Genomic DNA, 19,439 nt, shown 5'->3' with positions numbered 1-19,439 from the left:
TGTCGCCCGGAAGCATTATGCTTACCGGGTCTGCCTCTTGCATTCTCAACGGGCCGAATAAGGCAACGTCGCCATCCGGCCCGTTGAGCCTGACCCTGATTTCTTCGTTAACTTTCCGGCTTACCTTTCATTGCTTTCGTGCGAAAACGCAACCGGTTAATACCAACAAATCGTCATCCGTCATCGTCACTGGTGTCGATGACATGGCAAATTTCATCTGTCTGGATTAAATATTCTTAAATAACAGTACGTTAAATGTTGGCATGATTCGTGTATACATCGGCACATCATCTGTTATTGCTGGAGAATTTGATGAACCGTTTCATCATTGCAGACGCGAGTAAATGTATTGGTTGTCGTACCTGTGAAGTGGCTTGCGTGGTATCCCATCAGGAAAATCAGGATTGCGCATCGCTGACCCCTGAATCTTTTTTACCGCGTATCCACGTCATTAAAGGCGTGAACGTCTCTACAGCGACGTTGTGCCGCCAGTGTGAAGACGCGCCGTGCGCCAACGTTTGTCCGAATGGCGCTATCAGCCGCGATAAAGGCTTTGTTCATGTGATGCAGGAACGCTGCATAGGTTGTAAAACCTGCGTGGTCGCATGTCCTTATGGCGCAATGAAAGTGGTGGTACGTCCGGTGGTTCGCAACAGTGGCGCGGGTCTCAACGTGCGTGCAGAGAAAGCGGAAGCGAATAAGTGCGACCTGTGCCATCACCGTGAAGCGGGGCCGGCCTGTATGGAGGCTTGCCCAACCCACGCGCTGATTTGCGTCGATCGTAACAAGCTCGAACAGATCAGTGCGGAAAAACGCCGTCGCGCGGCGCTCGATTCCACCGCGTCTTTGTTGTTCTGATCTCTGAAAATCCGCGTAAAATACGTGCCTGATGGCGCTGCGCTTATCAGGCCTACATGGGAGTAGCGTTTGCCGGATAAGGCGAAGCCACCATCCGGCAAACGAACATTTCAGAGATACAACACTGCGGGAACTCGTCATGACAATAAACAACCACTCCGGCGTACAGCTACGCATTCGCGGTAAAGTACAGGGCGTCGGTTTTCGTCCCTTTGTCTGGCAGTTGGCGCAGCAGCTTGGGCTACATGGTGACGTCTGCAACGATGGCGACGGCGTTGAGGTGCGGCTGCTGGAGGCCCCCTCGCAGTTTATTGCCGCGCTACATCAGCACTGCCCGCCGCTGGCGCGCATTGATAGCGTCGATCAAGAGCCCTACGTCTGGGCGCACATTCCCGCTGATTTTTCCATTCGCCAGAGCGCAGGCGGGACAATGAATACGCAAATTGTCCCGGACGCGGCGACTTGCCCGGCCTGCCTGGCGGAGATGAACACGCCGGGTGAACGCCGTTACCGTTATCCTTTTATCAACTGTACCCACTGTGGCCCGCGTTTCACTATTATTCGTGCGATGCCGTATGACCGTCCGTTCACCGTGATGGCTGCTTTCCCTCTTTGTCCGCAATGCGAGCGGGAGTATCGCGACCCTTGCGATCGTCGTTTCCATGCCCAGCCCGTCGCCTGTCCTGCCTGTGGACCGCATCTTGAATGGCGAAGTGACGGACAGTATGCAGAGAAAGAGGCGGCATTACAGGCGGCGGTAGCAATGCTTAAGGCTGGCGGTATCGTGGCGGTGAAGGGAATTGGCGGTTTTCATCTTGCCTGCGATGCGCGTAATGATGAGGCGGTGGCGAAGCTGCGGACGCGCAAACGCCGCCCGGCTAAACCGCTGGCCGTTATGTTACCGGACGCAGAGACGTTGCCGGAGACGGCGCGCCGTTTGCTCGTGACGCCTGCCGCGCCGATTGTGCTGGTGGAAAAGCAGTATGTCGCTTCGCTGTGCGAGGGTATCGCGCCGGGCCTGACGGAGGTCGGCGTGATGCTGCCAGCTAATCCACTTCAGCATTTGCTATTACAGGCGCTGGCGCGCCCGATTGTGATGACGTCAGGTAACCTGAGCGGCAGGCCGCCAGCCATTACCAATGCGCAGGCGCAGGAGGATTTGCAGGGCATTGCCGACGGCTTTCTGCTGCATAACCGTGATATCGTTCAGCGAATGGATGATTCTGTGGTGCGCGAAAGCGGGGAAATGCTGCGCCGTTCGCGCGGCTACGTTCCGGATGCCATTGCGCTACCACCGGGCTTTAAGGCGATTCCGCCGCTGCTTTGCCTGGGATCTGACCTGAAAAATACCTTCTGTCTGGTACGCGGCGAGCAGGCGGTTATCAGCCAACATTTAGGCGATCTCAGTGATGAAGGCATCCAGGCGCAGTGGCAAGACGCGTTACGTCTGATTCAGTCAGTGTATGACTTTACGCCAGATCGCGTTATCTGCGATGCTCATCCGGGTTATGTCTCCAGTCAGTGGGCGCAGGAAATGCACCTACCGACAGAAACCGTTTTACATCATCATGCACATGCCGCCGCTTGTCTGGCAGAGCACGGCTGGCCACTGGCGGGCGGCGATGTAATTGCCCTGACGCTGGATGGCATCGGCATGGGGGAGAATGGCGCGCTATGGGGCGGCGAATGTCTGCGGGTCAATTATCGCGAATGTGAACATTTAGGGGGGTTACCTGCCGTGGCGTTGCCGGGCGGCGATCTCTCGGCGAAGCAGCCGTGGCGTAATCTGCTCGCGCAGTGTCTGCGGTTTGTGCCTGACTGGCAGAAGTACACCCAAACCGCTGGCGTGCAACAACAAAACTGGCCCGTACTGGCGCGAGCCATTGAGCGCGGGCTTAACGCGCCGCAGGCATCTTCGTGTGGACGGTTGTTCGATGCGGTTGCCGCCGCGTCAGGCTGTGCGCCTGCAACGCTTAGCTATGAAGGCGAAGCCGCCTGTGCGCTGGAGGCGTTGGCTTCGCAATGTGCGGGCGTCGAGCATCCGGTAACGATGCCGCTGAACGGTCGTTATCTCAATCTGGCGGTATTCTGGCAACAATGGCTGAACTGGCAGGCGACGCCAGCGCAGCGGGCATGGGCTTTTCACGACGCGCTGGCGCAGGGCTGTGCGACGTTGATGCGTGAACAGGCGTTATCGCGTGGGATAACCACGCTGGCGTTCGGCGGTGGAGTGATGCACAACCGTTTATTACGTGCACGTTTGTCCTTTTATCTTGCTGATTTTACCCTGTTGTTCCCGCAGCAGTTACCGGCTGGCGATGGGGGATTGTCGTTGGGGCAGGGAGTTATAGCGGCGGCGCGAAGGTTGGCTGTGTAGTAAAATAAAAAAAGCCCCGGGACTGTCGGGGCCAAAAGTCGGGGCATACCGACAAGCAGCAACGCACTTCCGTGTGCGTGAGGTTAATAAGACACTGGCACACAGGGCGTTTTATACGGGCAGTGTTTTCAACAGGGCAAACGCCTCTTTCATCCGATCTTCACTGACCACGAAGGCGCACAGCTGGCCTGCCTCATTCATACCTCTGGCAACCATCCCCTGCGCTTCGGTCGTAATACTCCAGCTCAGATCGCGGCGTTGGGTTTCGCCAGCCAGATGTAACGGCAGCGCGGGCGTTTTTACTTTTACCAGCATAGCGGGCAGTTTTAACGGCGCATTGCCGCCGAGTAAGTTTTTTGCCAGATACATGGCGCTTAGTTGAATCGGTTGCAGGAATGGCAGCACCTGACCGTTAATTTCGGCACAGTCGCCAATCGCGTAAATATCCGGATGGCTGGTTTGCAGGCAGCTGTCCACGCAGATGCCCCGGTTCACGGTCAACCCGGCGCGACGCGCCAGCGCGGTTTCTGAGCGCAGACCGGTTGCGGCAATCACCGCATCGACTTCAACACTGCGTTGGCGATCCAGGGTAGCGAGAATGCCGGATTTGGTCTGCTCCAGCCCCTGTAACTGTGACTTCAGCAGCAGATGCACGCCCATATCGGTCAGGCGATGCTGTAAGCGACTGCTCACTTCCGGCGGCATCAGCGAAGCGAGAATGCTGGCGGCGTTATCGATGAGCGTTACCGCCTTACCGGCGCGGCAGAAATCCATCGCCAGCTCACTACCAATCAACCCGCCACCGACAATCAGCACCCGTTGCGCGTCGCGTAGTTGGCTTTCACAGGCCCGATACTCCTGCTGGCTATTCAAAGTGAGCATTAACTCACGTCCTGCTACCGGTGGCACAAAGGCTGAAGCCCCGGTCGCCAGCACCAGCTTATCGTACTGCCACTGCTTATCCTGGCTTTTGACGACATGGGCATCGGCATCAATGTCGGTCACCCAGCTATAGGGGAACAGACGCAGATTGAACTGCTCAGCAAACTCCCCCGCCGTCTGGCGGGTGAGATCGTCTGCACGCTGTGACTGGCTGATAACGTGGCTCAGGTCGGGCTTGTTGTACTCATCCATACTGTCAGCGGCGATCAGAGTCAGCGGTACCGCCGTATTCTGTTTACGAATATTTTTGACTAACTGGCGGGCTGCAAAGCCCGAACCAATAATGACAATTCCACGGTTCATTTTGCCTCCGTTGCCAGTACGTCGAAGACATCTTTACCCAGCGAACATTCCGGGCACAGGAAGTTATCCGGCACGTCGCTCCACGGGGTACCCGGCGCGACATCCTGCAGCGGCTCGCCTTTGGTCGGATCGTAAATCCACTGGCAAACGCTGCATTGCATACAAGGGCCGAGGTCGGCGGCTGCGGCTGTGGCACAGGCGCATTCCTCTTCTTTAGCTGCCGCTTTTACGTTATTTTCCGGCAGCGGAGCAAGCGCCCACTGACGTGCGATTTCACGACCATGCTGGCGACACAGCGCCAGCGCATCCCTATCCGGACGCCATTTCGCCTTCAGGCTCAGTGACATTTCAAAACCAGCGTCCTGCAGGCGGGTTGACAGACGATCGACCGCACCGCCGCTCCAGCCGTGAGAACCAAAGGCGCTGGCGCGTTTATTGCGAAAACGCAGGCCGGTCATCTCTTCCACCAGACCGGCGATTTTTGGCATCATCACGTTATTCATCGTAGAGGTGCCGACCAGCACGCCTTTTGAGCGGAAAACATTGGTCAGAATTTCATTTTTGTCGCTGCGGGCGACGTTAAAGATTTTTACCGCCACGTTAGGATCGGCTTCGTTGATGCCCTGCGCAATCGCATCCGCCATCATGCGGGTATTGTTGGACATGGTATCGTAGAAGATAGTGATGCGATCTTCCTGATAATCAGCCGCCCATTTCAGATACAGTTCAACGATTTGCGTCGGATTTTCGCGCCAGACCACGCCGTGAGAGGTGGCGATCATGTCTACCGGCAGATTGAAACCAAGGATTTCGGTAATTTTGGGCGTAACCAGACGGCTGAACGGCGTCAGGATATTGGCGTAGTAGCGCTGGCATTGTTCAAACAGTTCGGTTTGGTCCACTTCATCATTGAACAGACGCTCGTCGCAGTAGTGCTGGCCAAAGGCGTCGTTGCTGAATAACACCGCGTCGCCGGTCATATAGGTCATCATGCTGTCCGGCCAGTGCAGCATCGGCGTTTCCACGAAGATCAACTGCTTGCCGTTGCCGATATCCAGCGTATCGCCGGTTTTCACCACCTTAAAATTCCATTCCGGGTGATGGTGATGGCCGTTGATAGAATCAATGGCGTTGGCGGTACAGTAGATAGGCGTGTCCGGGAGCTGCGCCATCAGTTCGGTCAGCGCGCCCGCATGGTCTTCTTCAGCATGGTTAATGATGATGTAGTCGATATCCGCGAGGTCGATTTCACTGCGCAGGTTTTGCACGAATTCACGGCTAAATTTATGGTCGACGGTATCGATCAGGACGTTTTTTTCTTCACGGATAAGGTAGCTGTTATAGCTGCTGCCGCGCAGGGTTTTGTATTCAGTACCGTGAAAATCACGTACTTCCCAGTCACGTTGGCCAACCCAATGAATGTTATTTTTAACCAGAATAGACATAGCAACCTCAATGTATTTAGCGTGTTCTAAGAAAGATGTATTGCTAATTGCAGATTGTGTGCCAACTTTTTATTTTATTGATATATAAAGATTTATTTTCTTTTCTGATTATTTTAATAGTCAAAATGACTGTTATTTTTATTGTCAATATGACAATATGTATTGTCAAAATGACTGCGAGGTGGGGATGAGCTTCTCTGTTGAAGTATTGGCGAGTATCGCCATTGAATTACAACGCGGAATTGGTCATCAGGATCGTTTCCAGCGACTGATCTCAACGCTGCGCCAGGTGCTGGAGTGCGACGCTTCGGCGCTATTACGCTATGAATCACGCCAGTTTATTCCTTTGGCCATTGATGGCCTGGCGCAGGATGTACTCGGCAGGCGCTTTACGCTGGAAGGGCATCCACGTCTGGAGGCTATTGCCCGCGCCGGTGACGTGGTGCGTTTCCCCGCTGACAGCTCGCTTGCCGATCCCTATGACGGTTTAATCCCTGGCCAGGAAAGCCTGAAAGTCCACGCCTGCGTTGGACTGCCCCTGTTCGCCGGACAGAATCTGATTGGTGCGCTGACGCTGGATGCCATGGAGCCAAATCAATTTGACATTTTCAGCGATGAAGAACTGCGGCTTATTGCCGCGCTGGCGGCCGGCGCGCTAAGTAATGCGCTGCTGATTGAACAGCTGGAAAGTCAGAATATGTTGCCCGGCACCCCGCCTGCGTTTGAGCAAGTCAAAGAGACGCAGATGATTGGTCTGTCACCCAACATGATACAGTTGAAAAAAGAGATCGAGATAGTGGCGGGCTCCGATCTTAACGTACTGATCAGTGGAGAAACCGGCACTGGTAAAGAGCTGGTGGCAAAGGCTATCCATGAAGGTTCTCCGCGTGCGGTTAACCCACTGGTCTACCTTAACTGTGCCGCGCTGCCGGAAAGCGTCGCGGAAAGTGAACTGTTTGGTCATGTTAAGGGGGCATTTACCGGGGCTATCAGCAATCGCAGCGGTAAATTCGAGATGGCCGACAACGGTACGCTGTTTCTCGATGAAATCGGGGAACTGTCGCTGGCGCTACAGGCCAAGTTATTGCGCGTGTTGCAGTACGGTGATATTCAGCGAGTGGGCGACGATCGCAGCTTACGTGTTGATGTGCGGGTACTGGCGGCAACCAACCGCGATCTGCGTGAAGAGGTCATCGCTGGACGCTTCCGTGCCGATCTCTTCCATCGCCTGAGCGTCTTCCCCCTTTTTGTACCACCGCTACGCGAACGCGGTGACGATGTGGTGTTACTGGCGGGCTATTTTTGTGAACAGTGTCGGCTACGGCTGGGCCTTGCCCGCGTCGTGTTAAGCCCGGGGGCGCATCGCCATTTGCTCAGCTATGGCTGGCCGGGTAACGTGCGTGAGCTGGAACATGCCATTCATCGGGCGGTAGTGCTGGCGCGGGCTACCCGGGCGGGGGATGAAGTGGTTCTGGAAGCGCAGCATTTTGCTTTGCAGGAAGCGGCGTTAGTCGGTCAGACGGCGGAACCTGTGCCGGAAATGCCAGTCAGCCATAACCTGCGTGACGCGACCGAAACCTTCCAGCGGGAGATGATTCGTCGAGCGCTGGCGCAAAATAATCATAACTGGGCGGCCAGCGCGCGGATGCTGGAGACCGACGTCGCCAACCTGCATCGGCTGGCGAAGCGTCTGGGACTGAAGGATTAGAGAATGCCTGCCTGATAAAAATCCTGCAGGTTAATGGCGCCGGTGAGTTTACCGTTTTCATCGACCACCGGCGCGGCGGTAATTTTACGTTTCATCAGGATCTCTTTAGCGTCAATAGCGCGACTTTGCGCCTGGAGCGTAATACCATTGGGCGTCATGGCTTCGCTTACTGGCGTCGTGAGCGCGCCGCCGCCCACCAGCCAGCGGCGCAGGTCGCCGTCGGTAAACACGCCCTTCACCTGACGTTGCTCATCGCAAACGGCAACCAGCCCCAGTCCGGTGCGGCTGAGTTCTAACATGGCGTCCATCACGCTGGCATTCAGCATGACCTGCGGTACCGCATCGCCCTGGCGCATTAAATGATGTACGTTATTTAACAGGCGAGCACCAAGAGCGCCCGCCGGATGGGAGCGGGCAAAATCTTCCTCGTTGAAGCCGCGTGCCTGCATGACCGCCATCGCCAGCGCATCGCCCATCATCAAGGTATTTACGGTGCTGGACGTTGGCGCCAGATGCATCGGGCAGGCTTCACGTTCGACGGAAATATCCAGAACGGCTTTTGCCGCTCGCCCCAGCGGAGAGTGAGGTTTACCGGTCATCGCCAGCAGCGCGACGGATTTATCTTCCAGACGCGGGATGATGAGGTCGAGCTCTTTTGCGCCGCCGGAATACGAGATAAACAGCATGACGTCGCGGCTTTCAATCATCCCCAGATCGCCATGCAGCGCTTCCGCCGGATGAACAAAAAAAGCGGGAGTGCCAGTACTGGCAAGCGTCGCGGCGATTTTTTTACCGATATGCCCTGATTTGCCAATGCCGGAAACGATCACTTTGCCTTTGCACTGAATAATGATATTCGCGGCGCGGACAAAATCATCGCCCAGACGCTCTGGCAGGCGGCTGGCTTCCTGTAGCTCCAGCATTAAGGTCTGGCGGCCCGCATTCAGTAGTGCTTCACTCATTGCTTTCTCCGGTTATGATAACGGTAATCCCTTTTGCTTCCAGTGCCTGACGAAAAGCGGGGTCGATACCCGCATCAGTAATCAGTTTGTCGACGCTTTCCAGGCTGCATACGACATTAGGGCTTTTACGGCCAAATTTTGAGGAGTCGGCCATCAGAATCACCTCGCGTGCGGCATTGCACATTGCTTTACTGACGGTATACACCTCATTAAAGGTGGTCACGCCAGCATTCAGATCGATACCATCGGTACCCATAAAAAGTTTATCAAAGCTGAATTGCTCAAAGGCGTTTTCCGCTAACTGACCGTGAAACGACGCCGATTTTTTACGAAACGTTCCGCCAGGCATCAGGATGGTTTGCTCGTTATCCAGCTCCGACAAGGCGTTAACAATATGCAGGCTGTTGGTCATAACGGTGATATTGCTGAAGCGGGCGAGCATTGGCACCATTTGCAAAACGGTACTGCCCGCATCGAGGATGATGGAATCGCCATCGTGGATATAGTGCACAGCAGCTTCGGCGATTTGCGCTTTTTTATGGGTGTTGATAAGCGTTTTGTGGTCGATAGGCGGATCGGACTCATCTTTATTCAATACTACGCCGCCATAGGTGCGGATGACGGTTCCGGCATTTTCCAGAACAACCAAATCTTTGCGGATAGTGGTGCCCGTGGTGTCAAAGTACCGGGCCAGTTCTTCCACTGAGCATTTTCCCTGTTTTTGCAGGTGCTCCAGAATCGCGGCCTGACGCTGACGAGGTTTCATAGGCGTGATTACCCTGACTTATGTATTTACCCGTCATACTTCACGCTGCATGTGCGTTGGCTTTCCTCGCTCACCCCGGTCACGTACTGATGTACGCTCCTGGGAATTCGCAGCGTCGCCGCCTTCCTGCAACTCGAATTATTTAGGGTATAGGTTGCAAAATGATAATTTCGCAAGCTATTCGCATTCATAACGAAATTATCCATGTTTCAGTTTAAGCGCCAATGATAGTGCATTCTGCGCGAGCGAATCATGGGGAAAGATCACATCAGGCTGTAATTCATGCAAATGTTTTCCCTGCATTGCTGCAATTTTAACCGGTCTGGCAAATACCGTGAGCCCTTTCATAAATAACGTGTCTGTTACGCGCTGCTGTTCGTCCAGCGCCACGGCGACCACCACGCGGGGCTGTAATCGACCGCCAGAACGCCCGATGCCAACCCGCCCTTGTTGGCTTAACTTATCGAATGCCCGGTTAAAGCGGGATATTTGCCAGCCGCCCAGCGCCAGCTGCACGCACCAGGCGATAACGGCGACGGTAATCAGTGTGGTAACCATACTGTGCTCCTTTGATTTTGCCGGATGGCGGCTGCGTCTTATCCGGCCTGCTGCGTGCAGGACCGGTAAGCGCAGCGCCACCGGGCAATCATATCTCTTAGAACATCACCTGGCCGCCGGTCACGTTGATCGACTGTCCGGTGCAGTAAGAGGCTTTCGGGCTGGCATAAAACAGCAGCATGTTCAGTACATCCTGATAATCGCAGCCGCGCCTGAGCGGCACCTTATCAATGTAATATTGTTCCACCTCGTCGGGCTTAATGCCCAGTTTAGTGGCGTATTGCGGCAGCAATGACTGGAACATCGGCGATTTCAACAGGTTGCCGAGCATCAGCGAATGAACGGTAATGCCGTATTCCGCCAGATCGAGCGCCAGCGACTGGGTTAAGCCCACGCCGCCAAATTTGGCCGCGCTGTAGCCGGAGTTGTGTTTACTGCCCACTTTGCCGGATTTAGAGTTGATCTGAATAATGCGCCCCTGAATACCGTCGCGGATCATCAGGCGCGAGAATTCGCGGGCGCAGAGGAAATAGCCCACCAGATTTACCTGTAGCGAACGGTCAAAATCGCCTAACTGGAAGTCGCTGATAAACGCCGCTTTGGCGATACCCGCGCTGTACACCAGCAGATCGACGCGTCCGAAAATCTCATCGACACCGCGGGAGAGCGCCAGCACGCTCTGCTCGCTGGTCGCGTCGGCGCCAAAGCCGTACGCCATCCCTTCGCCAAAATCGGCGTTAATTTCCTGGGCGACATTCGCGGCTTTATCGCTTTGAATATCAACGACCGCCACGCGGTATCCTTCTTCTGCAAGCCCACGGCAAAGGAACGCCCCCAGGGTCTGTCCTCCACCAATGACAACGGCAACGTGATTCATGTTTTTTCTCCTTAAGCGACAAACTTTAAAATACAGCCCGGCGCGATATTGTCCGGTACTGGCCCCGTAACATGTACGGTGCCGGGAAATTCCGCTTCGTGCAGACCGTCGAAGCGCAGAGTGATATGTCCCAGTTCACGCAGGTTTTGCTCGGCTACGCTGCCGACCGCCGTAACCGAATAGCAATGCTGGCCCAGCTCAAACCGCGCACCAGGCTGCAGCGTGCCGTTCAGCTCGCCATGACAATGGATGAAGCAAAATTCTTCGATATCCGCGGGCGCGCCTTCCCGAAACGTAATCAACATTTGTTCGCCGAGCGCCTCCGTCGCGCTTTGGCCGATACGGGTGATGGTGGTCTGATAAATCACGCTCATCTCTGAACCTCTTATTGATAAATAAAGCCGGAAACAAACCAGGCGATAAGAACAGTGGGCGCACCGGTCAGGAAGCGTCCGACCAGCACGGAAGGTACGCCGACGCGAACGGTGTCTTGTTTCGCTTCCGCCAGTGATAAGCCGACCGGGATAAAGTCACAGGCCGCCTGCGCGTTAATCGCGAACAGGGCGGGAAGCGCCAGATGCGGGGGAATATTGCCCAGCCCAATTTGAACGCCGATCAGAACGCCAATCACCTGAGCGATTACCGCGCCAGGGCCGAGGAAGGGCGATAACAATGGGAAAGAGCAGATTAACGCCAGTGTGACCAGCCCCAATGGATGGCTGGCTAATGGTGCCAGGCCGTGGGCGATCCAGTCGCCAAGACCCGACGCCATAATGATGCCGATCAGCGCCGAAACGAACGCCATAAACGGCAAAATGGTTTTCAGCACCGTATCAATGGTGTCGCGACCGGACTGAAACAGTACCGCCACAGCGGAACCCATTCCCATGCCGACTTTCGCCAGTAGGCCGTCGCTCTGCTCGGTGATCTTTTTGCTGGTATCATAATCGCGGCCCGCTACAGAGTTTTCTGTCTGTGGCGAAGCGGGGGCCTCGCCAGCCACGGTTATGTTCTCTTCTTTCACGCCAGAGACGTAGATATCTTCAACAATATATTGAGCCAGCGGGCCAGATTTTCCGGTGGCGTGAATATTCACGGTTGGAATCCGGCGTTTTGGGTAGATGCCGCAGCGCAGCGTGCCGCCGCAGTCGATAATGGCTGCGCCGATTTCTGATTCTGCAGGTTCGCCTTCTTTAAAGCCGTCCACCGCCTGCCAGCCGGTCAGACTTGCCAGCTTGTCGACAATTGCCGGGCGCGTCCCGGCGGTGATATAGACGATTTTTTTGCCTGGCGTGACATCCAGTTCAAGCGGGCCGCCCCAGCCGCCGGCGCCTTTCTCAATACGTACCCGGGTCATGACGTCGCTCCCGTCAGATGGACTTTCTGATCCAGTTGAATTCCCATTTTTTTCTCGAAAATCGCGGTAGTGAGATCGGTGACCCAACCGCGGAAAAAGTTTGTTACCAGCCCCACCAACAGATAGCTCACCGCGAGCGGACCGAGAGGCAGGCCTGACGTGGTCAGTCCGCTGGCAACGCCCAGATAAACAAACAGCTCGCCGGGATTGATATGCGGAAACAGGCCGTTCATGGAGTGGCAACTGTAGGAGGCCGCTGCGTAATAGCTCGGCTTGTACTTCTCCGGCATAAAGCGTCCCAGGCTGAGCGTCATCGGATTACAAAAAACAAACGTACCGATGCATGGCAGCAACAGATAGCGGGATAACGGGTTTCCGGCACAGCGTTGGGCAAAACGCTCAATACGCTGCTGGCCGATAAAGTTGATCAGTGCATTCATGATGACCAGCAGGCTAATCAGCAGCGGCAGAATGCCGGTAACCATACCAGTAAACACTTCTCCGCCTTTCTGGAATAACCCGATGAACCACTCCGCACCCTGTGTAATGGTCTCGATCATTGTTCTCTCCTGTAGGGTTTTTAGTTTTCTTGCTAACCTCCTTTTTATTTTAATCAGATTGAAAGTTTTAAAAGTGTTATTTTGATCGCAAAATGAAAGATAAATATTTTGTTTTGAAAGTTTATTGCGTGGAGGTTCGCAAATGTGGGGGAAGGAATGAAAGCGCGGTGTAAATTCTGTGAAGGAGCGCGGCTACCGCTTCCTTGTGTGATGGGGGATGCTTTACCATACTTCTCCCTGGCTGAATCTGTTTAATGGATGTCTCATGTTCAAGCGTCGTTATGTAGCGTTACTCCCCCTTTTTGTGTTGCTTGCCGCCTGTAGCAGCAAGCCTAAACCTCAGGAAACTCAGACCGCAGGCGTACCGTCCGGCGGCTTTCTACTGGAGCCTCAGCATAATGTCATGTTGATGGGGGGCGATTTCGCTAACAATCCCAACGCTCAGCAGTTCATCGATAAAATGGTCAGCAAGCACGGCTTCGATCGTCAGCAGTTGCAGGAAATTTTGTCGCAGGCGAAGCGCCTGGACTACGTCTTGCGTTTGATGGACAGACAGGCGCCGACCACTCAGCCGCCCGCCGGACCAAATGGCGCATGGCTGCGCTACCGCAAACAATTTATTACGCCCGATAACGTGCAAAACGGCGTCGTGTTCTGGAATCAGTATGAAGACGCGCTGAACCGCGCCTGGCAGGTCTATGGCGTACCGCCGGAGATCATTGTGGGCATCATCGGCGTGGAAACCCGCTGGGGGCGTATCATGGGAAAAACGCGAATTCTGGATGCGCTGGCGACGTTATCATTTAATTATCCGCGCCGGGCGGAATACTTTTCCGGCGAGCTGGAGACCTTCCTGCTGATGGCGCGCGATGAACGAGACGATCCGCTCAATCTGAAAGGTTCTTTTGCCGGCGCAATGGGCTATGGTCAGTTTATGCCGTCCTCTTATAAAGAATATGCGGTTGATTTCAATGGCGACAATCACATCAACCTGTGGGACCCGGTTGATGCCATCGGCAGCGTGGCAAACTATTTCAAAGCGCATGGTTGGGTGAAAGGCGATATGGTCGCGATACCGGCTAATGGCCAGGCGCCGGGGCTGGCGAATGGCTTCAAAACCAAATACAGCATCTCCCAGCTTGCCGCCGCAGGCCTAACACCGCAGCAATCGTTGGGCAATCATCGGGAAGCCAGTCTGCTTCGTCTGGATATCGGTACTGGTTACCAGTACTGGTACGGCCTGCCGAACTTTTACACTATTACCCGCTATAACCACAGTACACATTATGCAATGGCGGTTTGGCAATTGGGACAGGCAGTAGCGCTGGCGCGGGTGCGCTAATTTTTTTATCTTATCCGGCTTTCCTTCTAAGCCGGATAGGTTGTCCGCGCGTTGTCACCCGGTACTGTTTTCCGCCGGTCCACACATTTTTCGGAACCTTTCTCGTAAAACCGACAGCTCATCCCCATCCCGGGCTGGAAAATGCTATCTTGTCCGGCAGGATTTCTAACTGACAGAGGTCATGATGACTGACAGTGAACTGATGCAGCTTAGCGAGCTGGTCGGACAGGCATTAAAAGCGCGCGGCGCGACTGTAACGACAGCAGAGTCTTGTACCGGCGGCTGGCTGGCGAAAGCCATTACCGATATCGCCGGAAGTTCCGCCTGGTTTGAACGCGGGTTTGTCACCTATAGTAATGAAGCCAAAGCGCAGATGATTGGCGTGCGTGAAGAGACCCTGGCGCAACATGGCGCGGTCAGCGAGGCTGTAGTGGTAGAAATGGCGATTGGGGCGCTGAAGGCCGCTCGCGCCGATTTTGCTATCTCTATTAGCGGGATTGCCGGGCCTGATGGCGGTAGTGAAGAAAAGCCGGTTGGCACGGTGTGGTTTGCTTTCGCCAGCGTCAGCGGCGAGGGGATTACGCGTCGGGAATGCTTCAGAGGCGATCGTGAATCAGTGCGCCGGCAGGCGACGATATACGCGCTACACACGCTGTGGCAACAATTTCTACAAAACACTTGATACTGTATGAGCATACAGTATAATTGCTTCAACAGTACGAATTCACTATCTATCCGGTTCAATACCAAGTTGCATGACAGGAGTAATAATGGCTATCGACGAAAACAAACAGAAAGCGTTGGCGGCAGCACTGGGCCAAATTGAAAAGCAATTTGGTAAAGGCTCCATCATGCGTCTGGGTGAAGACCGTTCTATGGATGTAGAAACTATCTCCACCGGTTCGCTTTCACTGGACATCGCACTCGGTGCGGGCGGTCTGCCGATGGGCCGTATCGTCGAAATTTATGGGCCGGAATCTTCCGGTAAAACCACGCTGACCCTGCAGGTGATTGCCGCAGCGCAGCGTGAAGGTAAAACCTGTGCATTTATCGATGCTGAACACGCGCTCGATCCTATCTACGCACGTAAGCTGGGCGTCGATATTGATAACCTGCTCTGTTCTCAACCGGATACCGGTGAGCAGGCGTTGGAAATCTGTGACGCACTGGCGCGCTCAGGCGCGGTGGACGTTATTGTCGTCGACTCCGTCGCGGCGTTAACGCCGAAAGCGGAAATCGAAGGCGAGATTGGCGACTCTCATATGGGCCTCGCGGCGCGTATGATGAGCCAGGCGATGCGTAAGTTGGCAGGTAACCTGAAACAGTCCAACACGCTGCTGATTTTTATCAACCAGATCCGTATGAAGATTGGCGTGATGTTTGGCAACCCTGAAACCACGACTGGCGGTAACGCGCTGAAATTCTACGCTTCTGTTCGTCTTGATATCCGTCGTATTGGCGCGGTGAAAGAGGGCGACAACGTCGTAGGTAGCGAAACGCGTGTTAAGGTGGTGAAAAACAAAATCGCCGCGCCGTTTAAGCAGGCCGAGTTTCAGATTCTCTACGGTGAAGGCATCAACTTCTATGGCGAGCTGGTTGATCTCGGCGTGAAAGAGAAGCTGATCGAAAAAGCAGGCGCATGGTACAGCTACAACGGCGAGAAGATTGGACAGGGTAAAGCAAACGCGACCACCTGGCTGAAAGAGAACCCAGCGACAGCAAAAGAGATCGAGAAAAAAGTACGCGAATTGCTGCTAAGCAATCAGGATTCTACTCCTGATTTCTCAGTGGACGACAGCGAAGGCGTTGCAGAAACCAACGAAGATTTTTAATCATCAGGTAACCGTAGGCCGGATAAAGCGAAGCTGTCATCTGGCAATACGTTAAATTACCATCAAGGGCTGCATTTATGCGGCCCTTTTGCATTTACTCTGGTAAAGGTGTTTTATGAGTGACCCCATACCTCGCCGTCCCGCTTATGCCCGTCTTCTCGATCGCGCGGTACGCATTCTTGCTGTTCGCGATCACAGTGAACAGGAATTGCGGCGTAAACTCTCCGCGCCGGTGATGGGAAAAAATGGGCCGGAAGCGATCGATGCAACGGCAGACGATTACGATCGCGTGATCGCCTGGTGCTACGAACATCACTACCTTGATGACAATCGTTTTGTGATGCGCTTTATCGCCAGTCGTAGCCGCAAAGGTTATGGCCCGGCGCGTATTCGTCAGGAACTGAACCAGAAAGGCATCGCCCGCGAATCGACGGAGAAAGCGATGCGTGAATGTGAGATTGACTGGAGTGAAATGGCTCGTGAACAGGCCGTTCGCAAATATGGTGAGCCTCTCCCCTCTGCATTTTCAGAAAAGGTTAAGGTACAGCGCTTTTTGCTCTATCGCGGGTATCTGATGGAGGATATCCAGGAGATATGGCGAAATTTTGCAGATTGAGCGCATACGGGATTTTACTTCCCGGTAAAGAAAACTTATCTTATTCCCACTTTTTCCGTCTGGACGCGGGTTGCTTAACGGCGAACCGCGTTTGCGACGAATATTCCTTAAATACACAAAATCATTCAAGCCGCATCAAGGCGGCAAGTGAGTCCCGGAGCTTACTAAAGTCAGTGACCGGATAACTCACCGTTAACGCCGAGGCGGTTTGAAGGATGAAGTGTAGCTTGATTTCAGGATAATTATGAGCAAGAGCACCGCTGAGATCCGTCAGGCGTTTCTCGACTTTTTCCATAGCAAAGGACACCAGGTAGTTGCCAGCAGTTCCCTGGTGCCTAACAATGACCCCACTCTGTTGTTTACCAACGCCGGGATGAACCAGTTCAAGGATGTTTTCCTTGGGCTCGATAAGCGTAATTATTCCCGTGCAACCACTTCCCAGCGTTGTGTACGCGCGGGGGGTAAACACAACGATCTGGAAAACGTCGGATACACTGCACGTCACCATACTTTCTTCGAAATGCTGGGTAACTTCAGCTTCGGCGATTACTTCAAACATGATGCCATTCAGTTCGCATGGGAATTGCTGACCGGTGAAAACTGGTTTGCCCTGCCGAAAGAGCGTTTGTGGGTTACCGTCTATGAAACCGACGACGAAGCCTATGAAATCTGGGAAAAAGAAGTCGGGATCCCGCGCGAGCGAATTATCCGCATCGGCGACAACAAAGGTGCGCCGTACGCATCGGATAACTTCTGGCAGATGGGCGACACCGGTCCGTGTGGTCCGTGTACCGAAATCTTCTACGATCATGGCGACCATATCTGGGGCGGCCCTCCGGGAAGTCCGGAAGAAGACGGCGATCGCTATATTGAGATCTGGAACATCGTCTTCATGCAGTTCAACCGTCAGGCTGACGGCACGATGGAACCGTTGCCGAAACCGTCTGTGGATACCGGTATGGGGCTGGAACGTATTGCTGCAGTATTGCAACACGTCAACTCTAACTATGAAATCGATTTGTTCCGTACGTTGATAGAAGCGGTAGCAAAAGTGACCGGCGCCAGCGATCTCAGCAATAAGTCGCTGCGCGTCATTGCAGACCATATCCGTTCTTGCGCATTCCTGGTGGCCGATGGTGTTTTGCCGTCGAATGAAAACCGTGGCTATGTGTTGCGCCGCATCATTCGTCGCGCAGTCCGTCATGGCAACATGCTGGGGGCAAAAGAGACCTTCTTCTACAAGCTGGTCGGGCCGCTGATTGAGGTGATGGGTTCCGCAGGCGAAGAACTCAAACGTCAGCAAGCGCAGGTTGAGCAGGTTCTGAAGACTGAAGAAGAGCAGTTTGCCCGCACGCTGGAACGCGGTCTGGCTCTGCTGGATGAAGAACTGGCAAAATTGCAGGGCGACACTCTGGATGGCGAAACCGCTTTCCGTTTGTATGACACTTACGGCTTCCCGGTTGACCTGACGGCAGACGTTTGTCGTGAGCGCAACATTAAAGTCGACGAAGCCGGTTTTGAAGCCGCCATGGAAGAGCAACGCTGCCGCGCGCGCGAAGCCAGCGGTTTTGGCGCGGACTATAATGCGATGATCCGCGTTGATAGCGCCTCTGAATTTAAAGGTTACGACCATCTGGAACTGAACGGTAAAGTGACCGCTCTGTTTGTCGACGGTAAAGCGGTTGAGGAGATTAGTGCAGGGCAGGAAGCCGTTGTCGTACTGGATCAGACTCCATTCTATGCGGAATCAGGCGGTCAGGTCGGCGATAAAGGGGAACTGAAGGGCACTGGGTTTACCTTCGCCGTGAATGATACGCAAAAATATGGTCAGGCGATTGGCCACCTCGGTAAACTGGCCGCGGGCGCGCTGAAGGTGGGTGATGCGGTACAGGCGGACGTGGACGAGGCGCGTCGCGCACGTATCCGGCTGAACCACTCCGCCACGCACCTGATGCACGCGGCGCTGCGCCAGGTGCTCGGGGCACACGTTGCGCAGAAAGGTTCTCTGGTAAGCGATAAAGTGCTGCGCTTCGACTTTTCGCACAATGAAGCGATGAAGCCGTCGGAGATCCGTGAGGTTGAAGATCTGGTGAATGCGCAAATCCGTCGCAACCTGCCGATCGAAACGCATATTATGGATCTTGAGGCTGCGAAGGCGAAAGGTGCAATGGCGCTGTTTGGCGAGAAATATGACGAACGCGTACGCGTATTGAGCATGGGCGACTTCTCCACCGAGCTGTGTGGTGGTACTCACGCAACGCGCACTGGCGATATCGGCCTGTTCAGGATTCTCTCTGAATCAGGTACCGCGGCGGGCGTTCGTCGTATTGAGGCGGTAACCGGCGAAGGCGCAATGGCCACCGTTCATGCGCAAAGCGATCGCTTAAACGATATTGCGCATTTGCTGAAGGGTGACAGCCAGAATTTGGGTGACAAAGTGCGTGCTGTGCTGGAGCGCACGCGTCAGCTGGAAAAAGAGTTGCAGCAGTTGAAGGAGCAGGCAGCGGCACAGGAGAGTGCGAATCTCTCCAGTAAAGCGGTCGATCTCAATGGCGTGAAGCTCCTGGTCAGCGAGCTTGCTGGCGTTGAGCCTAAAATGCTGCGAACGATGGTTGATGATCTGAAAAATCAACTAGGGTCTGCCGTTATCGTACTGGCAACGGTGTCTGAAGGTAAGGTTTCTCTGATTGCGGGCGTGTCGAAGGATGTGACCGACCGGGTAAAAGCAGGGGAACTGATTGGTATGGTCGCTCAGCAGGTGGGCGGTAAGGGTGGCGGTCGTCCGGACATGGCGCAAGCCGGTGGTACGGATGCGGCAGCTCTGCCTGCAGCGTTAGCCAGTGTGCAAGGCTGGGTCAGCGCAAAATTGCAATAATTATAAGCGTTAAACACACCGCAGCCCACGCTGCGGTGTGTATGGCAACGCTATCGACAAT

At 54.5% G+C, this 19,439-nt stretch carries 18 protein-coding genes and 1 pseudogene; 10 read left to right on the top strand and 9 right to left on the bottom strand.

Annotated features, from left to right (window positions below; genetic code table 11):
• The first annotated feature begins 17 nt into the window (after positions 1 to 17).
• From SBG_RS22655 to hypF, 4 genes and pseudogenes are all read left to right on the top strand, one after another.
• On the top strand, positions 18 to 230 hold the full coding sequence (locus SBG_RS22655; RefSeq protein ID WP_020845054.1) for a hypothetical protein: 213 nt from the start codon (positions 18 to 20) through the stop codon (positions 228 to 230).
• Positions 231 to 312: 82 nt separating this feature from the next.
• Complete coding sequence (hydN, locus tag SBG_RS12715) at positions 313 to 858, top strand: electron transport protein HydN (protein WP_001078767.1); 546 nt, start codon at positions 313 to 315, stop codon at positions 856 to 858.
• A gap of 24 nt (positions 859 to 882) precedes the next feature.
• Positions 883 to 960: pseudogene (locus tag SBG_RS23490) on the top strand (hypothetical protein); the annotation flags it as partial.
• Positions 961 to 997: 37 nt separating this feature from the next.
• A complete protein-coding gene (gene hypF / locus SBG_RS12710; protein ID WP_000154578.1) occupies positions 998 to 3,235 on the top strand; it encodes a carbamoyltransferase HypF in 2,238 nt (745 codons plus the stop codon).
• Positions 3,236 to 3,346: 111 nt separating this feature from the next.
• On the opposite strand, the gene norW is transcribed toward hypF, so the two are convergent.
• Complete coding sequence (gene norW, locus SBG_RS12705; RefSeq protein ID WP_001079323.1) at positions 3,347 to 4,480, bottom strand: NADH:flavorubredoxin reductase NorW; 1,134 nt, start codon at positions 4,478 to 4,480, stop codon at positions 3,347 to 3,349.
• Entirely contained in the window at positions 4,477 to 5,925 is a 1,449-nt protein-coding gene (norV, locus tag SBG_RS12700; protein WP_000026020.1) for an anaerobic nitric oxide reductase flavorubredoxin, read from the bottom strand. The genes norW and norV overlap by 4 nt, the downstream gene beginning before the upstream one ends.
• A 187-nt stretch (positions 5,926 to 6,112) precedes the next feature.
• Between norV and norR the strand changes: the two genes are divergently transcribed.
• Entirely contained in the window at positions 6,113 to 7,633 is a 1,521-nt protein-coding gene (gene norR, locus SBG_RS12695; RefSeq protein ID WP_000010823.1) for a nitric oxide reductase transcriptional regulator NorR, read from the top strand.
• Here the strand turns inward: norR and gutQ are convergent.
• From gutQ to srlA, 7 genes are all read right to left on the bottom strand, one after another.
• Positions 7,630 to 8,595 (bottom strand): arabinose-5-phosphate isomerase GutQ, encoded by a 966-nt coding sequence (gene gutQ / locus SBG_RS12690; protein WP_001287407.1) that lies wholly within the window; start codon positions 8,593 to 8,595, stop codon positions 7,630 to 7,632. The two genes, norR and gutQ, sit on opposite strands and share 4 nt — an antisense overlap.
• Positions 8,588 to 9,361 (bottom strand): glucitol operon DNA-binding transcriptional repressor SrlR, encoded by a 774-nt coding sequence (srlR, locus tag SBG_RS12685; RefSeq protein ID WP_000804539.1) that lies wholly within the window; start codon positions 9,359 to 9,361, stop codon positions 8,588 to 8,590. The genes gutQ and srlR overlap by 8 nt, the downstream gene beginning before the upstream one ends.
• Before the next feature lie 198 nt (positions 9,362 to 9,559).
• Positions 9,560 to 9,919, bottom strand: coding sequence for a transcriptional regulator GutM (gene gutM / locus SBG_RS12675; RefSeq protein WP_000258919.1), 360 nt, complete (start codon positions 9,917 to 9,919; stop codon positions 9,560 to 9,562).
• Between the two features lie 97 nt (positions 9,920 to 10,016).
• Positions 10,017 to 10,796: a sorbitol-6-phosphate dehydrogenase gene (gene srlD, locus SBG_RS12670; RefSeq protein ID WP_001017014.1), complete on the bottom strand. Its 780-nt coding sequence runs from the start codon at positions 10,794 to 10,796 to the stop codon at positions 10,017 to 10,019.
• Between the two features lie 11 nt (positions 10,797 to 10,807).
• Positions 10,808 to 11,170, bottom strand: a complete 363-nt coding sequence (gene srlB / locus SBG_RS12665; RefSeq protein WP_000111558.1) for a PTS glucitol/sorbitol transporter subunit IIA — start codon at positions 11,168 to 11,170, stop codon at positions 10,808 to 10,810.
• An 11-nt stretch (positions 11,171 to 11,181) separates the two neighbouring features.
• The gene (gene srlE / locus SBG_RS12660) at positions 11,182 to 12,153 is read right to left on the bottom strand and encodes a PTS glucitol/sorbitol transporter subunit IIB (protein WP_000199046.1); all 972 of its coding nucleotides are present in this window, start codon (positions 12,151 to 12,153) and stop codon (positions 11,182 to 11,184) included.
• Positions 12,150 to 12,713 carry a PTS glucitol/sorbitol transporter subunit IIC gene (srlA, locus tag SBG_RS12655; RefSeq protein ID WP_000573340.1) on the bottom strand — a complete coding sequence of 188 codons (564 nt, stop codon included), beginning with the start codon at positions 12,711 to 12,713 and terminating at the stop codon, positions 12,150 to 12,152. The genes srlE and srlA overlap by 4 nt, the downstream gene beginning before the upstream one ends.
• A gap of 265 nt (positions 12,714 to 12,978) precedes the next feature.
• Here srlA and mltB point away from each other — a divergent pair, with 265 nt between their 5' ends.
• From mltB to alaS, 5 genes are all read left to right on the top strand, one after another.
• Positions 12,979 to 14,055 (top strand): lytic murein transglycosylase B, encoded by a 1,077-nt coding sequence (gene mltB / locus SBG_RS12650; RefSeq protein ID WP_015702981.1) that lies wholly within the window; start codon positions 12,979 to 12,981, stop codon positions 14,053 to 14,055.
• Positions 14,056 to 14,239: 184 nt separating this feature from the next.
• A complete protein-coding gene (pncC, locus tag SBG_RS12645) occupies positions 14,240 to 14,737 on the top strand; it encodes a nicotinamide-nucleotide amidase (RefSeq protein ID WP_015702980.1) in 498 nt (165 codons plus the stop codon).
• 88 nt (positions 14,738 to 14,825) lie between these two features.
• A complete protein-coding gene (gene recA, locus SBG_RS12640; RefSeq protein WP_000963140.1) occupies positions 14,826 to 15,887 on the top strand; it encodes a recombinase RecA in 1,062 nt (353 codons plus the stop codon).
• A 115-nt stretch (positions 15,888 to 16,002) separates the two neighbouring features.
• Positions 16,003 to 16,503, top strand: coding sequence for a recombination regulator RecX (recX, locus tag SBG_RS12635; RefSeq protein WP_001283161.1), 501 nt, complete (start codon positions 16,003 to 16,005; stop codon positions 16,501 to 16,503).
• A 244-nt stretch (positions 16,504 to 16,747) separates the two neighbouring features.
• Complete coding sequence (alaS, locus tag SBG_RS12630; protein ID WP_000047239.1) at positions 16,748 to 19,378, top strand: alanine--tRNA ligase; 2,631 nt, start codon at positions 16,748 to 16,750, stop codon at positions 19,376 to 19,378.
• The last annotated feature ends 61 nt before the right edge of the window (positions 19,379 to 19,439 follow it).

It is taken from the genome of Salmonella bongori NCTC 12419 (assembly GCF_000252995.1).
Lineage (GTDB): Bacteria > Pseudomonadota > Gammaproteobacteria > Enterobacterales > Enterobacteriaceae > Salmonella > Salmonella bongori.
Note: the sequence above shows the minus strand (reverse complement) of the source record. Positions and strands in the feature narration are given on the sequence as shown.